The sequence below is a fragment of the Actinomadura kijaniata NBRC 14229 genome (assembly GCF_001552175.1).
GTDB lineage: Bacteria > Actinomycetota > Actinomycetes > Streptosporangiales > Streptosporangiaceae > Spirillospora > Spirillospora kijaniata.
Genome location: NZ_BCQR01000081.1, coordinates 37,512 through 50,944 on the forward strand (window position 1 = coordinate 37,512; position 13,433 = coordinate 50,944).

The window sequence follows — 13,433 nt, forward strand, 5'->3', positions numbered from 1 at the left end:
CCCGCCGCCCTTCTCGCGTCCGTTCTCAGTCGCGCCGCCCGGACCCCAGCAGCGACCCGATCAGCAGCGCCGCGCCCCAGGGCCCGGCCACCCAGATCCACCACGGGTACACCGGACCGACGGCCACCAGCAGAATCGCCCAGATCGCCAGGTTGATCCCGCTGACCGCCGCCCAGGTCGCCCACGCGCCCCGGCCGCCGAACCGCTCCAGCGCCCCCGCGCCGGAACGCGGCGCCGGCAGCCCGCCGGTGGTCTTCTGCGCCGCCGGGACCGGCAGCTGGTACAGGTCCTCCTCGGGCAGGTCCGCGGTGACCGCCTCCAGCTCCCCCAGCGTGCGGGCGGCGTAGACGGACTCCAGTCGCTCGTTCAGCTCGTCGATGGTGATGCGGCCCTGGGCGCAGTGCTCACGGAGCGCCGACGCGACCCGGTCGCGGTCGGCGTCCGAGGCCCGGATGTCAGGGTTCGGTGCCATGGACCGGTCCCTTCGGAGGGTGGGGTGTGGCTCGGAGGGTGTGGCTCTTACCTACCCAGCTTGGCGAACCACTCCCGGCCCCCGTCAAGGGCCGTGAGCACGCGGGGGCCGTGCTCGGTGACCGCCAAGGGGCGCTGCTTCGAAGTGGGCCGGGCGCGAAGCGCCATCATGCCTTCAGTTTGGCGAACCACTCACGACCTTCGTCAAGGGCCGTGAGCACGCGAGGGCCGTGCTCGGTGACCGCCAAGGGGCGCTGCTTCGAAGTGGGCCGGGCGCGAAGCGCCATCATGCCTTCAGTTTGGCGAACCACTCACGACCTTCGTCAAGGGCCGTGAGCACGCGGGGGCCGTTCTCGGTGACGGCGAAGGTGTGTTCGAAGTGGGCGGAGTACCTGCCGTCGGTCGTCACGACCGTCCAGCCGTCGTCCAGCTCCTCGGTGTCCTTGGTGCCGAGGTTGACCATCGGCTCCACCGCGAAGCACATCCCGACCTCCAGCACCGGGCCGTGGCCCGGGGCGCCGTGGTTGGGGATCAGCGGGTCCATGTGCATCTCGGTGCCGATGCCGTGACCGCCGTAGCCCTCGACGATCCCGTAGTCGCCCTGCGAGCGGACGTACGTCTCGATCGCGTGCGACATGTCCGTCAGCCGTGCCCCCGCGACCCCGGCCGCCAGGCCGTGCCACATCGACGCCTCGGTCACGTCCAGCAGCTTCTGGAGCTCGGGGGTGATCTCCCCCACCGGAACCGTGATCGCCGAGTCGCCGTGCCAGCCCTCCACGATCGCGCCGCAGTCGATGGAGATGACGTCGCCCTCGGCCAGCACCTTGTCGGGGCGCGGGATGCCGTGCACGATCTCCTCGTTGACCGAGGCGCAGATCGTGCCGGTGAAGCCGTGGTAGCCCTTGAACGACGGGATGCCGCCGTTGTCGCGGATGTGGGCCTCGGCGAGGCGGTCCAGGTCCAGGGTGGTGATCCCCGGCTTGACCGCGTCGCGCAGCAGGTGCAGCGTCTGACCGACCAGCAGGCCCGCCTTCCGCATCAGCTCGACCTGCTCGGCCGTCTTGATCTGGATGGCGGGCTTACGGCGTCGGAACATCTCTCCCCCTCAGTAGCGGGCCGAGGGGGTCACTTCTCGTACGGACGCAGGGCGGCCAGAGCGCGCTGGGTGACTTCCTCGACCGGGCCGGTCGCGTCGATGCCGACCAGAATGCCCTCGTCAGCGTAGAACTGCACCAGCGGAGCCGTTTGTTCCTGGTAGACCTCGAGGCGGTGCCGGACGACCTCTTCCTTGTCGTCGTCCCGCTGGAACAGCCGGCCGCCGCAGTCGTCGCAGATGTCGTCCTGCTTGTCGTCGAAGTCGACGTGCCAGATCTTCTCGCAGCCGGCGCAGGTCCGGCGGCCCGACAGCCGCCGGACGACCTCCTCCTCGTCGACGACGAGTTCGAGCACCACGTCGAGCCGCGTGTCCATCTCGGCGAGCATCTTCTTGAGCGTCTCGGCCTGGGGCACGTTGCGCGGGAATCCGTCGAGCAGGAACCCGTCGGTGGCGTCGTCCTCGGCCAGCCGGTCCCGGACCATCTCGATGGTGATCTCGTCGGGGACCAGGTCGCCGCGGTCCATGAACTCCTTGGCCTTGCGGCCGAGCTCGGTGCCGCCGCTGACGTTGGCGCGGAAGATGTCACCCGTCGAGATCTTCGGGATCGACAGATGCGAGGCGATGAACTGGGCCTGCGTCCCCTTGCCCGCTCCGGGGGGGCCCACCAGCACGATACGCATTTACCGGAGGAAACCCTCGTAGTTGCGCTGCTGGAGCTGAGATTCGATCTGCTTCACGGTATCCAGTCCGACGCCGACGATGATGAGAATGCTCGTCCCGCCGAACGGGAAGTCGTTGGTCGCCTTCAGCAGGGCGAACGCGACCATGGGGATCAGCGAGACGAGTCCCAGGTAGAGCGCACCGGGGGTGGTGATCCGGGTCAGCACGTAGTCGAGGTACTCGGCGGTCGGCCGGCCCGGACGGATGCCTGGGATGAACCCACCATACTTCTTCATGTTGTCGGCGACTTCAGTGGGGTTGAAGGTGATGGCGACGTAGAAGTACGTGAAGAAGATGATGAAGGCGAAGAACACGCCCATGTGCCAGGGGTTGTCCTGCTGAAGGTAGGGCTGGATCTTCTGCAGCCACTTGGTGTTCGGCCACAGCTGGGTCGCCAGCACCGGCAGGTACAGCAGCGACGAGGCGAAGATCACGGGGATGATGCCCGCCTGGTTCACCTTCAGCGGGATGTAGGTGGAGGTCCCGCCGTACATGCGGCGGCCCACCATGCGCTTGGCGTACTGCACCGGGATGCGGCGCTGGGCCTGCTCGACGAACACGACGCCCGCCATGATCGCCAGACCGACGATGAGCACCAGCACGAAGACGAAGGCGCCCTTCTGGGTGTAGATGCTCCAGAACTGGGCGGGGAAGACCGCGACGACCTGCGTGAAGATCAGGATGGACATGCCGTTGCCGACGCCGCGGTCGGTGATCAGCTCGCCCAGCCACATGATGACCGAGGTGCCCGCGGTCATCACCACCACGATGGTGATGATGGTGAACAGGTCGGTCTTGTGCAGGACGTCACCGCCGCCGGCCACGCCCTGGAAGAGCTGGCCGGTCGAGGCCATCGCCACGATGCCGGTCGCCTGCAGGATCGCCAGGCCGATCGTCAGGTAACGCGTGTACTGCGTGATCTTCGTGGTCCCGGCCTGGCCCTCCTTCTTGAGGGCCTCCAGCCTCGGGATCACCACCGTCAGCAGCTGCAGGATGATGCTCGCGGTGATGTAGGGCATGATGCCCAGCGCGAAGACCGACAGCTTGAGCAGCGCGCCACCGCTGAACAGGTCGACGAGGCCGTAGAGCTTGTTGCTGTCCTTGGCCGCTTCGGCGGTCTCCGCCAGCACCTTGGTGTTCACGCCGGGAGACGGCAGCATCGAGCCGATCCGGAACACCACGATGATGAACAGCGTGAACAACAATTTCTTACGCAGGTCGGGCGTACGGAAAGCCCGAGCGAACGCGGTCAGCACCATTCCTCCTGCGCGACTGACGTATCCATGGCAGCCGAGGGGCCGGTTCCAATTCCAGAGGCGGCGGCGCGGTTCCGTCGGAAGTCCGTCGGTGGGAGCACCATCGCCGGTGAGACTCTAACAGCAGATGACGCCGAGGCCGTGTTCTCCGGCGCGCGGACCTTTCGGCCCTCAGCGCAAGACGAACACGGCCTCGGCTTCATGGTGTTGCTTACAGCTCTTCGGCGGTGCCGCCGGCAGCGGCGATCTTCTCCTTCGCGGAGGCGGAGAAGGCGTGCGCCTTCACCTGCACCGCGACCGAGATCTCGCCGGTGCCCAGGACCTTGACCGGCTGGTTGCGGCGAACCGCGCCCTTGGCCGCCAGGTCCTCGGCGGTCACCTCGCCACCCTCGGGGTAGAGGGCGGCGAGCTTGTCCAGGTTCACGACCTGGAACTCGACCCGGTTGGGGTTCTTGAAGCCCTTGAGCTTCGGGACCCGGCGGATCAGGGGCATCTGGCCGCCCTCGAACCCGACGGGGACGGTGCTGCGGGCCTTGGTGCCCTTGGTGCCGCGACCGGCGGTCTTGCCCTTGGACGCCTCACCGCGACCCTTGCGGGTCTTGGCGCGGTTGGCACCCGGGGCCGGACGCAGGTCGTGCACCTTGAGGGGCGTGCCCTCGTTGGCGTCCGCCATGTCAGTCGACCTCCTCGACGGTGACCAGGTGCGCCACCGTCCGGATCATGCCGCGGATCTGCTGGTTGTCCTCGCGAACGGTGCTCTGCCCGATCTTCTTGAGGCCCAGGGTGCGCAGCGTGTCACGCTGGTTCTGCTTCTCGCTGATCACGGACTTGATCTGCGTGATCTTCAGCTGGCTCATGAGGCGGCGACCTCCTGCCGCGGCTCGGAGCCGGCCGCGCGCGCCCGCAGCATGGCGGCGGGGGCGACGTCCTCGATCGGCAGACCGCGCTTGGCCGCGATCTCCTCGGGCCGCTTGAGGGCCTTCAGACCGGCGACGGTCGCGTGCACGATGTTGATCGCGTTGTCGGTGCCCAGCGACTTGCTCAGCACGTCGTGGATACCGGCGCACTCCAGCACCGCGCGCACCGGGCCACCCGCGATCACACCGGTACCGGGAGCGGCCGGACGCAGCAGGACCACGCCCGCCGCCGCCTCACCCTGAACGGTGTGCGGGATGGTGCCCTGGATCCGCGGCACCTTGAAGAAGTGCTTCTTGGCCTCCTCGACACCCTTGGCGATCGCCGCGGGCACCTCCTTGGCCTTGCCGTAGCCGACGCCGACGGTGCCGTTGCCGTCACCGACGATCACCAGGGCGGTGAAGCTGAAACGGCGACCGCCCTTGACGACCTTGGCGACCCGGTTGATCGCCACGACCTTCTCGATGTACGACTGACCCTTGTCGGCGCCACCGCGGCGGTCGTCGCGGCGGCCGTCGCGACGGTCGCCACCCTGACCGCCACCGCGCCTCTGCGCTGCCATCAGTGGTTCCTCTTCTCTTCGGTCGTGAGGCCCATCAGAGCTCCAGGCCCCCCTCGCGCGCGCCGTCCGCCACAGCGGCGACGCGGCCGTGGTACTTGTTGCCGCCACGGTCGAAGACCACAGCGGTGACGCCGGCCTCCTTGGCCCGCTGGGCGACGAGCTCGCCGACCTTGCGGGACTTGGCGGTCTTGTCGCCGGAGTCGGAGCGCAGGTCCGCCTCCATCGTCGAGGCGTAGGCCACGGTGTGGCCCTTGCTGTCGTCGATGACCTGGACGAACACGTGCTTGGTCGAGCGGGTCACGACCAGGCGAGGGCGTGCGGTGGAACCGACGACCTTCTTGCGGACCCGCAGGTGCCGGCGCTTGCGGGACTTGGCCCGCGCCGACGTGGCCTTGCCGGCCAGGGTCTTGGTGCCTGCCATGACTACTTACCAGCCTTTCCGACCTTGCGGCGGATCTGCTCGCCCTCGTAGCGGACGCCCTTGCCCTTGTAGGGGTCGGGCTTGCGCAGCTTACGAATGTTGGCGGCGACCTCGCCGACCTTCTGCTTGTCGATGCCCTCGACAACGAGCTGGGTCGGCTTCTCGACCGTGAACTTGATGCCCTCCGGGGGCTCGACCACGATCGGGTGGCTGTAGCCGAGCGAGAACTCCAGGTTCTGCCCCTTGGCCACCACGCGGTAACCGACACCCTGGATCACGAGGGTCTTCTTGTACCCCTCGGTCACGCCGACCACCATGTTGTTGATCAGCGAGCGGGTGAGCCCGTGCAGGGCGCGAACGGTGTTGATGTCGTTCGGCCGGGAGACGGTGACGGTACCGTCCTCCAGCTTCACCTCGATCGGCTCGGCCACGGTGTGCGACAGGGTGCCCTTGGGGCCCTTGACGGTGACCTCACGCCCGTCGATCTTCACCTCGACGCCGCTGGGCACGGTAACGGGGAGACGTCCAATGCGAGACATTTGTTAAGCCCTCCCCTCTACCAGACGTAGGCGAGGACTTCGCCGCCCACGCCGCGCTTGCCGGCCTGCCGGTCGGTCATGAGGCCGGAGGACGTCGAGATGATCGCGACGCCCAGGCCGCCCAGGACCCTGGGCAGGTTGTCCTTCTTCGCGTACACGCGCAGACCCGGCTTCGAGACGCGCTTGATACCGGCGATCGAACGCTCACGGGTCGGACCGAACTTGAGCTCGATCACGAGCTTCTTGCCGACCTCGGCGTCCTCCACGCTCCAGCCCGAGATGTAGCCCTCCTGCTGGAGGATCTCGGCGATGTGCGCCTTGATCTTCGAGTACGGCATCGCCACGCTGTCGTGGTACGCCGAATTCGCGTTACGCAGACGCGTCAACATGTCTGCGATCGGGTCGGTCATCGTCATGGCCTACAGGCCCTCCCTCGCCACGGTTTCCTTGTCGGACCTTTGGCGTGGTCATGGGCACCTTCGTCAGGTGCCCGGTGGTTATTACACAGGCTGCAAAGGGCGGCCCCCCTGGCCGTTCAGCACGGTTCGGGGGGCCGAACACGCCCTTTACCAGCTGGACTTGGTGATGCCGGGCAGCTCGCCCCGGTGCGCCATCTCGCGGAAGCAGACACGGCACAGGCCGAACTTCCGGTAGACGGAGCGGGGACGCCCGCAGCGCGAGCAACGAGTGTACGCGCGCACGCCGAACTTGGGCTTGCGGGCCGCCTTGGCGATCAGGGACTTCTTCGCCATTTCGCTCAGTTCTCCTTGAACGGGAAGCCCAGGAGCTTCAGCAGCGCCCGGCCCTCATCGTCGGTCTTGGCCGTGGTGACCAGGGTGATGTCCATGCCACGCACGCGGTCGATCTTGTCGGGGTCGACCTCGTGGAACATGACCTGCTCGGTCAGACCGAAGGTGTAGTTCCCGTTGCCGTCGAACTGCTTCGGCGACAGGCCGCGGAAGTCACGGATGCGGGGGAGGGCCGTGGACAGCAGACGGTCCAGGAACTCCCACATCCGGTCGCCGCGCAGCGTCACGTGGGCGCCGATCGGCATGCCCTCGCGCAGCTTGAACTGGGCGATCGACTTCTTGGCGCGGTTCACGGCCGGCTTCTGGCCGGTGATCGCGGTCAGGTCGCGGACGGCGCCCTCGATGAGCTTGGCGTCCTTGGCGGCGTCGCCGACACCCATGTTGACCACGATCTTGGTCAGACCGGGAACCAGCATCACGTTGGAGTAGCCGAACTGCTCCTGCATCGCCTTCACGATTTCCTCGCGGTAGCGAAGCTTCAGGCGCGGCTGCGGGACGGGGCGCTCGGTAACGGTCTCGGTCATCGTCAGATCTCCTTGCCGGAACGGCGGGAGACGCGGACCTTGGTGCCGTCCTCGTCGACGCGGTAGCCCGCGCGGACCGGCTTGCCGTCCTCGACCAGGGCGACGTTGCTGACGTGCAGCGGCGCCTCGACCTTGACCTGGCCGCTCTCCTTGCCGGCCCGTGCGGCGTCGGCCTTGATGTTCTTGGTGATGATGTTGACGCCCTCGACGACAACGCGCTCGGAGCGCGGGTCGACGCGCAGCACCCTGCCCGTCGCGCCCTTGTCCTTGCCGGCGATGACGATGACCTCGTCACCCTTCTTGATCTTCATCACAGCACCTCCGGCGCGAGCGAGATGATGCGCATGAACTTCTTCTCGCGCAGTTCACGGCCCACGGGGCCGAAGATTCGGGTGCCGCGGGGGTCTCCGCCGTCCTTGATCAGGACGGCCGCGTTCTCGTCGAAGCGGATGTAGGAGCCGTCCGGACGCCGGCGCTCCTTGCGGGTGCGCACGACGACCGCCTTGACGACGTCACCCTTCTTAACGCCGGCGCCGGGAAGGGCGTCCTTCACCGTCGCGACGATGATGTCGCCGACTCCCGCGTAGCGCCGACCCGAGCCGCCGAGAACCCGGATGCAAAGGATCTCCTTCGCACCCGTGTTGTCGGCGACCTTGAGTCGCGACTCCTGCTGGATCACGTCAACTCCTGTTCGTCACACCGGTTCTGGGCCTTCGGTTCATCGATTGGGCCCAGCCTGGCGGAACCAGTAATTACTTGGCCTTCTCGAGGATCTCCACCACGCGCCAGCGCTTGTTCGCTGACAGCGGGCGGGTCTCCATGAGACGGACGCGGTCGCCGACGCCACACTCGTTGGCCTCGTCGTGCGCCTTGTACTTGGTGGTCCGGCGGATCACCTTGTGGTACTTCGCGTGCTTGACCCGGTCCTCGACGGACACGACCACGGTCTTGTCCATCTTGTCGCTGACCACCAGGCCCTCGAGGACCTTGCGGGTGCTCCGCTTCTCGGTCTGCTCAGCCATTGTCCTTGCCCTCCGCGGCGTCCTCGGCGACCGTGACGATGCCGAGCTCGCGCTCACGCATCACGGTGTAGATGCGAGCGATCTCGCGCTTCACGGTGCGCAGCCGCCCGTGGCTCTCCAGCTGGCCGGTCGCGGCCTGGAAGCGGAGGTTGAACAGCTCCTCCTTGGCTTCCTTCAGCTTGGTGACCAGGACGTCCTCAGGCTCGGTCCGCAGCTCGTCGGCGGTAAGACCCTTGGCCATCAGGACTCACCCGCCTCTCGCTTCACGATCTTGCACTTCATCGGCAGCTTGTGGATCGCGCGGGTGAGCGCCTCCCGAGCGATCTGCTCGTTCGGGTAGGAGATCTCGAACATCACGCGGCCCGGCTTCACGTTGGCCACCCACCACTCGACCGAACCCTTACCGGAACCCATGCGGGTCTCGGCGGGCTTCTTGGTCAGCGGGCGGTCCGGGAAGATGTTGATCCAGACCTTGCCGCCACGCTTGATGTGGCGGGTCATGGCGATACGAGCCGCCTCGATCTGGCGGTTGGTCACGTAGGCGCCCTCGACGGCCTGGATGCCGTACTCACCGAAGGTAACCTTCGTGCCGCCCTTGGCCATTCCCCGGCGCTTCGGGTGGTGCTGCTTGCGGTGCTTGACCTTACGAGGGATCAGCATCGGGTTCAGCTCCCCTCACCAGTCGGAGCAGCCTCAGCGGCGGGGGCCGGCTGCTCGGTGTTCTGCTGCTGCTTCGGCGCGCCCTCGCCGCCGCGCTCGCCGCCGCGACCGCCACGACCGCCGCGGCCACCGCCACGACGCTCGCCGCCGCCACCACCACCGCGGCGCTCACCACCGCGGCGCTCACCACCGCGACCGCCACCGGCGGCGCGCTGCTGGGCGGCCTGGGCCTCACGCTCGGCGCGGGTCTGCGCGGCGTCGCCCTTGTAGATCCACACCTTGACGCCGATGCGGCCGAAGGTCGTACGGGCCTCGTAGAACCCGTAGTCGATGTCGGCGCGCAGCGTGTGCAGCGGGACCTGGCCCTCGCGGTAGAACTCGGACCGGGACATCTCGGCGCCGCCCAGACGACCGGAGCACTGGACCTTGATGCCCTTGGCGCCGGACTTCATGGCGGACTGGATGGCCTTGCGCATGGCGCGACGGAACGCGACACGGCTGGACAGCTGCTCGGCCACGGCCTGAGCGACCAGCTGGGCGTCGACCTCGGGGTTCTTGACCTCGAGGATGTTCAGCCGGACCTGCTTGCCGGTCAGCTTCTCCAGGTCGCCCCGGAGACGCTCGGCCTCGGCGCCACGGCGGCCGATCACGATGCCCGGACGCGCGGTGTGGATGTTCACCTCGACGCGGTCACGGGTGCGCTCGATGGCCACCTTGGAGATGCCCGCCCGGTCCATGCCCTTCTGCAGCATGCGCCGGATCTGGACGTCTTCCTTGACGTAGTCCTTGTAGAGCTTGTCGGCGAACCACACGGACTTGTGGTCGGTGGTGATGCCGAGCCGGAACCCGTGCGGGTTGATCTTCTGACCCACTACCGGGCCCTCCTCGTCTTCTTACCGCCGGCCGCCGACGCCTCGTCCCGCGACTCAACGACCACCGTGATGTGGCTGGTGCGCTTGTTGATGCGGTAAGCCCGGCCCTGGGCGCGGGGGCGGAAACGCTTGAGGGTCGGGCCCTCGTCCACCCACGCACGACTCACGACGAGCGTGTCCGAGTCGAGCTTGAAGTTGTGCTCGGCGTTGGCGATGGCACTCGCCAGCACCTTGCCCACCGGCTCACTCGCAGCCTGGGGGGCGAACCGCAGCACCGCCTGAGCCTCCGCGGCAGGCAGGCCGCGGATGAGGTCCACCACGCGGCGGGCCTTCCTGGGCGTGACGCGGATGAACCGCGCCTGGGCCCTGGCTTCCATCGCTGTTCCCTCTCTCCTACGATCTTTCTGCCTGCTCAGCCTCGGCGGCTGCGGCGGTCTTCCTTGACGTGGCTGCGGAACGTCCGCGTCGGCGCGAACTCGCCCAGCTTGTGGCCCACCATGGCGTCGGTGATGAACACCGGCACGTGCTTGCGGCCGTCATGCACGGCGATCGTGTGACCGATCATGTCCGGCACGATCATGGAGCGCCGGGACCACGTCTTGATGACGTTCTTCGTCCCCTTGTCGTTCTGGACTTCCACCTTCTTCATCAGGTGGTCGTCGACGAAGGGGCCCTTCTTAAGGCTACGTGGCATGTCGGGCTACTCCTACCGCTTCTTCTTGCTGCGCCGACGGACGATCAGCCGGTCGCTGGCCTTGTTGGCCTGGCGGGTGCGGCCTTCCTTCTTGCCCTTGGGGTTGACCGGGTGGCGACCACCGGAGGTCTTGCCCTCACCACCACCGTGCGGGTGGTCGATCGGGTTCATGGCCACACCGCGGACGGTCGGGCGCTTGCCCTTCCAGCGCATACGGCCGGCCTTGCCCCAGTTGATGTTCGACTGCTCGGCGTTGCCGACCTCACCGACGGTGGCGCGGCAGCGGACGTCGACCATGCGCATCTCGCCGGAGGGCATACGCAGGGTGGCGTACTTGCCCTCCTTGGCCAGCAGCTGGACGCCGACACCGGCCGAACGGGCGATCTTCGCGCCACCACCGGGCTTGAGCTCGATGGCGTGGACGACCGTACCGGTCGGGATGTTGCGCAGCGGCAGGCAGTTGCCCGGCTTGATGTCCGACCCGGGGCCGTTCTCGACGCGGTCGCCCTGCTTCAGGCCCTGCGGCGCGAGGATGTAGCGCTTCTCGCCGTCGGCGTAGTGCAGCAGCGCGATGCGCGCGGTGCGGTTCGGGTCGTACTCGATGTGCGCGACCTTGGCGGGGACCCCGTCCTTGTCGTGGCGACGGAAGTCGATCACGCGGTAGGCGCGCTTGTGGCCGCCACCCTGGTGGCGGGTGGTGATCCGGCCGTGGTTGTTACGGCCGCCCTTCTTGGGGAGCGGACGCAGCAGCGACTTCTCCGGTTCGCGGCGCGTGATCTCGACGAAGTCGGCCACGCTGGACCCGCGACGACCGGGAGTCGTCGGCTTGTACTTACGGATGCCCATCTTTTTCGTTCATCCCTTTTCTGATCTCCGGGCGGGCCGGGCTATTTAGGCCGGGCCACCGAAGATGTCGATCCGCTCGCCCTCGGCCAGGCTGACGATGGCGCGCTTGGTGTCCTTGCGCTTGCCGTAGCCGAACCGGGTGCGCTTGCGCTTACCCTGCCGGTTGATCGTGTTGACGTTCGTCACCTTGACGCCGAACACGGCCTCGACGGCCTGCTTGATCTGCGTCTTGTTGGCGTCCGGACGGACCACGAACGTGTACTTGTTCTCGTCGAGAAGGCCGTAGCTCTTCTCCGAGACGACCGGCGCGATGATGATGTCACGGGGGTCGGCGATCTTGTTCATTCCGGACCCTCCTTACTTCTTCGCCGCGCGCGAGACGAACTCGTCGTAGGCCTTCTGCGTGAAGACCACGACGTCGTTCACCATCACGTCGTAGGTGTTGAGCTGGTCGGAGACGAGGATGTGCACGCTCGGCTCGTTGCGCAGGCTCTTCCAGGTGACCTCGTCCTCACGGTCGAGGACCACCAGGACGCGCCGGGCGTCGGTGACGCCGCGCAGGTTCGCCAGAGCGGTCTTCGTCTTCGGGGCGTCACCCTCGATGAGGTTGTCGACGATCACGACCCGGCCGAAGCGGGCGCGGTCGGACAGGGCGCCACGCAGGGCGGCGGCCTTCATCTTCTTGGGCGTCCGCTGCGAGTAGTCGCGCGGCTGCGGGCCGTGGACGGTGCCACCACCGGCGAACTGCGGCGCGCGGGTCGAACCCTGGCGCGCGCGGCCGGTGCCCTTCTGCCGGTACGGCTTCTTGCCACCACCGGAGACCTCGCCCCGCGTCTTGGTGGAGTGGGTGCCCTGACGAGCCGCGGCCAGCTGCGCCACCACGACCTGGTGGATCAGCGGGACGGAGGTCTTCGCGTCGAAGATCTCGGAGGGCAGGTCGATGTCGAGCTTGGTGGTCACTTGCCGGTCCCCTTCACTGCGTCGCGGACCAGGACCAGACCGCCGTTGGGGCCGGGAACCGCGCCCTTGATGAGGAGCAGGTTCTTCTCGGCGTCGATGGCGTGGATGGTCAGGTTCTGCACGGTGGTACGGGCGTTGCCGTGCCGTCCCGCCATGCGGAGGCCCTTGAACACGCGACCGGGGGTCGCGCAGCCGCCGATCGAGCCCGGCGAGCGGTGCTTGCGCTGGGTACCGTGCGAAGCGCCCAGACCACGGAAGCCGTGGCGCTTCATGACACCAGCGGTGCCCTTGCCCTTGGAGGTGCCGGTCACGTCGATCTTCTGGCCGGCCTCGAAGACGCCGGCGTTGATCTCCTGGCCGAGTTCGAACTCGGTGGTGTCGTCGACCCGCAGCTCCGCCAGGTAGCGGCGCGGCGTGACGCCGGCCTTGGCGAAGTGACCCGCGGAAGGCTTGTTCACCTTGCGGGGGTCGATCTGCCCGAACCCGATCTGAACGGCGGTGTATCCGTCGGTCTCCTGGGTGCGGAGCTGGGTCACGACACACGGCCCGGCCTGGACGACGGTCACCGGAACGATCCGGCCCTCATCGTCGAAGACCTGGGTCATGCCGAGCTTCTCGCCCAGGACGCCCTTCCTCTGCGTACTCATATCTGGGTGCGTCCCTTAGAGCTTGATCTCGATGTCAACGCCGGCCGGCAGGTCGAGTCGCATCAGCGAGTCGACGGTCTTGGGCGTCGGGTCGATGATGTCGATCAACCGCTTGTGCGTGCGCATCTCGAAGTGCTCGCGGCTGTCCTTGTACTTGTGCGGCGAGCGGATGACGCAGTACACGTTCTTCTCGGTCGGCAGCGGCACCGGGCCCGCGACCTTGGCGCCCGTCCGCGTCACCGTCTCAACGATCTTCTTCGCGGAGGTGTCGATAACCTCGTGGTCGTAGGCCTTGAGCCGGATGCGGATCTTCTGTCCCGCCATGGTGGCCTCGGTGTCCTTTACTGGTAGTGCCGCTGTTACTTCTGGACTTCGTGGTGCGGCGGGCCCGGCCGGTCTTCCGGCGGCCGGGACCCGCC

The 13,433-nt window shown here is 67.4% G+C and carries 25 protein-coding genes; all 25 read right to left on the minus strand.

The genetic code is table 11. The features are described from left to right. Positions 1-25 precede the first annotated feature (25 nt). Positions 26-472, minus strand: coding sequence for a DUF1707 SHOCT-like domain-containing protein (locus AKI01S_RS25025; protein WP_067822824.1), 447 nt, complete (start codon positions 470-472; stop codon positions 26-28). Positions 473-757: 285 nt separating this feature from the next. Beyond that, positions 758-1,567: a type I methionyl aminopeptidase gene (map, locus tag AKI01S_RS25030; protein WP_067822827.1), complete on the minus strand. Its 810-nt coding sequence runs from the start codon at positions 1,565-1,567 to the stop codon at positions 758-760. Between the two features lie 29 nt (positions 1,568-1,596). Continuing rightward, entirely contained in the window at positions 1,597-2,247 is a 651-nt protein-coding gene (locus AKI01S_RS25035) for an adenylate kinase (RefSeq protein WP_067822830.1), read from the minus strand. Further along, positions 2,248-3,543, minus strand: a complete 1,296-nt coding sequence (gene secY / locus AKI01S_RS25040) for a preprotein translocase subunit SecY (RefSeq protein ID WP_067822903.1) — start codon at positions 3,541-3,543, stop codon at positions 2,248-2,250. Between the two features lie 211 nt (positions 3,544-3,754). Next, positions 3,755-4,216, minus strand: coding sequence for a 50S ribosomal protein L15 (gene rplO / locus AKI01S_RS25045; RefSeq protein ID WP_067822833.1), 462 nt, complete (start codon positions 4,214-4,216; stop codon positions 3,755-3,757). A 1-nt stretch (position 4,217) separates the two neighbouring features. Next, on the minus strand, positions 4,218-4,400 hold the full coding sequence (gene rpmD, locus AKI01S_RS25050) for a 50S ribosomal protein L30 (protein ID WP_067822836.1): 183 nt from the start codon (positions 4,398-4,400) through the stop codon (positions 4,218-4,220). Next, positions 4,397-5,020, minus strand: coding sequence for a 30S ribosomal protein S5 (rpsE, locus tag AKI01S_RS25055; RefSeq protein ID WP_067822838.1), 624 nt, complete (start codon positions 5,018-5,020; stop codon positions 4,397-4,399). Before rpsE ends, rpmD begins: the two co-directional genes overlap by 4 nt. A 34-nt stretch (positions 5,021-5,054) precedes the next feature. After that, entirely contained in the window at positions 5,055-5,441 is a 387-nt protein-coding gene (rplR, locus tag AKI01S_RS25060) for a 50S ribosomal protein L18 (protein ID WP_067822841.1), read from the minus strand. A gap of 2 nt (positions 5,442-5,443) precedes the next feature. After that, positions 5,444-5,980 carry a 50S ribosomal protein L6 gene (gene rplF, locus AKI01S_RS25065; protein ID WP_067822844.1) on the minus strand — a complete coding sequence of 179 codons (537 nt, stop codon included), beginning with the start codon at positions 5,978-5,980 and terminating at the stop codon, positions 5,444-5,446. 17 nt (positions 5,981-5,997) lie between these two features. Continuing rightward, positions 5,998-6,396, minus strand: coding sequence for a 30S ribosomal protein S8 (rpsH, locus tag AKI01S_RS25070; RefSeq protein WP_067822847.1), 399 nt, complete (start codon positions 6,394-6,396; stop codon positions 5,998-6,000). A gap of 150 nt (positions 6,397-6,546) precedes the next feature. After that, positions 6,547-6,732 (minus strand): type Z 30S ribosomal protein S14, encoded by a 186-nt coding sequence (locus AKI01S_RS25075; RefSeq protein ID WP_018657585.1) that lies wholly within the window; start codon positions 6,730-6,732, stop codon positions 6,547-6,549. A gap of 5 nt (positions 6,733-6,737) precedes the next feature. Continuing rightward, positions 6,738-7,313: a 50S ribosomal protein L5 gene (gene rplE / locus AKI01S_RS25080; protein WP_067822850.1), complete on the minus strand. Its 576-nt coding sequence runs from the start codon at positions 7,311-7,313 to the stop codon at positions 6,738-6,740. Between the two features lie 2 nt (positions 7,314-7,315). After that, on the minus strand, positions 7,316-7,624 hold the full coding sequence (gene rplX, locus AKI01S_RS25085) for a 50S ribosomal protein L24 (protein WP_067822853.1): 309 nt from the start codon (positions 7,622-7,624) through the stop codon (positions 7,316-7,318). After that, positions 7,624-7,992: a 50S ribosomal protein L14 gene (gene rplN, locus AKI01S_RS25090; protein WP_021596728.1), complete on the minus strand. Its 369-nt coding sequence runs from the start codon at positions 7,990-7,992 to the stop codon at positions 7,624-7,626. The genes rplX and rplN overlap by 1 nt, the downstream gene beginning before the upstream one ends. Positions 7,993-8,065: 73 nt before the next feature. Beyond that, a complete protein-coding gene (gene rpsQ, locus AKI01S_RS25095) occupies positions 8,066-8,335 on the minus strand; it encodes a 30S ribosomal protein S17 (protein WP_067822855.1) in 270 nt (89 codons plus the stop codon). Next, entirely contained in the window at positions 8,328-8,576 is a 249-nt protein-coding gene (gene rpmC / locus AKI01S_RS25100) for a 50S ribosomal protein L29 (protein ID WP_067822858.1), read from the minus strand. The genes rpsQ and rpmC overlap by 8 nt, the downstream gene beginning before the upstream one ends. Continuing rightward, complete coding sequence (rplP, locus tag AKI01S_RS25105; protein WP_067822861.1) at positions 8,576-8,995, minus strand: 50S ribosomal protein L16; 420 nt, start codon at positions 8,993-8,995, stop codon at positions 8,576-8,578. The genes rpmC and rplP overlap by 1 nt, the downstream gene beginning before the upstream one ends. A 5-nt stretch (positions 8,996-9,000) precedes the next feature. Next, positions 9,001-9,867: a 30S ribosomal protein S3 gene (rpsC, locus tag AKI01S_RS25110; RefSeq protein WP_067822864.1), complete on the minus strand. Its 867-nt coding sequence runs from the start codon at positions 9,865-9,867 to the stop codon at positions 9,001-9,003. Continuing rightward, a complete protein-coding gene (rplV, locus tag AKI01S_RS25115; RefSeq protein WP_067822867.1) occupies positions 9,867-10,244 on the minus strand; it encodes a 50S ribosomal protein L22 in 378 nt (125 codons plus the stop codon). The genes rpsC and rplV overlap by 1 nt, the downstream gene beginning before the upstream one ends. A 35-nt stretch (positions 10,245-10,279) precedes the next feature. Then, on the minus strand, positions 10,280-10,561 hold the full coding sequence (gene rpsS / locus AKI01S_RS25120) for a 30S ribosomal protein S19 (RefSeq protein WP_067822870.1): 282 nt from the start codon (positions 10,559-10,561) through the stop codon (positions 10,280-10,282). A gap of 12 nt (positions 10,562-10,573) precedes the next feature. Continuing rightward, on the minus strand, positions 10,574-11,407 hold the full coding sequence (gene rplB / locus AKI01S_RS25125; protein WP_067822873.1) for a 50S ribosomal protein L2: 834 nt from the start codon (positions 11,405-11,407) through the stop codon (positions 10,574-10,576). 45 nt (positions 11,408-11,452) lie between these two features. Continuing rightward, positions 11,453-11,752, minus strand: a complete 300-nt coding sequence (gene rplW, locus AKI01S_RS25130; protein ID WP_067822876.1) for a 50S ribosomal protein L23 — start codon at positions 11,750-11,752, stop codon at positions 11,453-11,455. A gap of 12 nt (positions 11,753-11,764) precedes the next feature. Further along, positions 11,765-12,367: a 50S ribosomal protein L4 gene (gene rplD, locus AKI01S_RS25135; protein WP_067822878.1), complete on the minus strand. Its 603-nt coding sequence runs from the start codon at positions 12,365-12,367 to the stop codon at positions 11,765-11,767. Beyond that, positions 12,364-13,014 (minus strand): 50S ribosomal protein L3, encoded by a 651-nt coding sequence (rplC, locus tag AKI01S_RS25140; RefSeq protein WP_067822881.1) that lies wholly within the window; start codon positions 13,012-13,014, stop codon positions 12,364-12,366. Before rplC ends, rplD begins: the two co-directional genes overlap by 4 nt. A gap of 15 nt (positions 13,015-13,029) precedes the next feature. Next, positions 13,030-13,338 (minus strand): 30S ribosomal protein S10, encoded by a 309-nt coding sequence (gene rpsJ, locus AKI01S_RS25145; protein ID WP_018657599.1) that lies wholly within the window; start codon positions 13,336-13,338, stop codon positions 13,030-13,032. Between the last annotated feature and the right edge of the window lie 95 nt (positions 13,339-13,433).

What these genes read in the sequence shown, in the direction of transcription:
- rplO (WP_067822833.1), bottom strand. Translation starts at nt 4,216, where the DNA reads ATGGCGGACGCCAACGAGGGCACGCCCCTCAAGGTGCACGACCTGCGT.
- rplV (WP_067822867.1), bottom strand. Translation starts at nt 10,244, where the DNA reads ATGGAAGCCAGGGCCCAGGCGCGGTTCATCCGCGTCACGCCCAGGAAG.
- rpmC (WP_067822858.1), bottom strand. Translation starts at nt 8,576, where the DNA reads ATGGCCAAGGGTCTTACCGCCGACGAGCTGCGGACCGAGCCTGAGGAC.
- rpsS (WP_067822870.1), bottom strand. Translation starts at nt 10,561, where the DNA reads ATGCCACGTAGCCTTAAGAAGGGCCCCTTCGTCGACGACCACCTGATG.
- AKI01S_RS25035 (WP_067822830.1), bottom strand. Translation starts at nt 2,247, where the DNA reads ATGCGTATCGTGCTGGTGGGCCCCCCCGGAGCGGGCAAGGGGACGCAG.
- map (WP_067822827.1), bottom strand. Translation starts at nt 1,567, where the DNA reads ATGTTCCGACGCCGTAAGCCCGCCATCCAGATCAAGACGGCCGAGCAG.
- AKI01S_RS25075 (WP_018657585.1), bottom strand. Translation starts at nt 6,732, where the DNA reads ATGGCGAAGAAGTCCCTGATCGCCAAGGCGGCCCGCAAGCCCAAGTTC.
- rplF (WP_067822844.1), bottom strand. Translation starts at nt 5,980, where the DNA reads ATGTCTCGCATTGGACGTCTCCCCGTTACCGTGCCCAGCGGCGTCGAG.
- rpsQ (WP_067822855.1), bottom strand. Translation starts at nt 8,335, where the DNA reads ATGGCTGAGCAGACCGAGAAGCGGAGCACCCGCAAGGTCCTCGAGGGC.
- AKI01S_RS25025 (WP_067822824.1), bottom strand. Translation starts at nt 472, where the DNA reads ATGGCACCGAACCCTGACATCCGGGCCTCGGACGCCGACCGCGACCGG.
- rplW (WP_067822876.1), bottom strand. Translation starts at nt 11,752, where the DNA reads ATGAACAAGATCGCCGACCCCCGTGACATCATCATCGCGCCGGTCGTC.
- rplX (WP_067822853.1), bottom strand. Translation starts at nt 7,624, where the DNA reads ATGAAGATCAAGAAGGGTGACGAGGTCATCGTCATCGCCGGCAAGGAC.
- rpsJ (WP_018657599.1), bottom strand. Translation starts at nt 13,338, where the DNA reads ATGGCGGGACAGAAGATCCGCATCCGGCTCAAGGCCTACGACCACGAG.
- rplE (WP_067822850.1), bottom strand. Translation starts at nt 7,313, where the DNA reads ATGACCGAGACCGTTACCGAGCGCCCCGTCCCGCAGCCGCGCCTGAAG.
- rplC (WP_067822881.1), bottom strand. Translation starts at nt 13,014, where the DNA reads ATGAGTACGCAGAGGAAGGGCGTCCTGGGCGAGAAGCTCGGCATGACC.
- rplB (WP_067822873.1), bottom strand. Translation starts at nt 11,407, where the DNA reads ATGGGCATCCGTAAGTACAAGCCGACGACTCCCGGTCGTCGCGGGTCC.
- rplP (WP_067822861.1), bottom strand. Translation starts at nt 8,995, where the DNA reads ATGCTGATCCCTCGTAAGGTCAAGCACCGCAAGCAGCACCACCCGAAG.
- rpsH (WP_067822847.1), bottom strand. Translation starts at nt 6,396, where the DNA reads ATGACGATGACCGACCCGATCGCAGACATGTTGACGCGTCTGCGTAAC.
- rpsE (WP_067822838.1), bottom strand. Translation starts at nt 5,020, where the DNA reads ATGGCAGCGCAGAGGCGCGGTGGCGGTCAGGGTGGCGACCGTCGCGAC.
- rpmD (WP_067822836.1), bottom strand. Translation starts at nt 4,400, where the DNA reads ATGAGCCAGCTGAAGATCACGCAGATCAAGTCCGTGATCAGCGAGAAG.
- rplR (WP_067822841.1), bottom strand. Translation starts at nt 5,441, where the DNA reads ATGGCAGGCACCAAGACCCTGGCCGGCAAGGCCACGTCGGCGCGGGCC.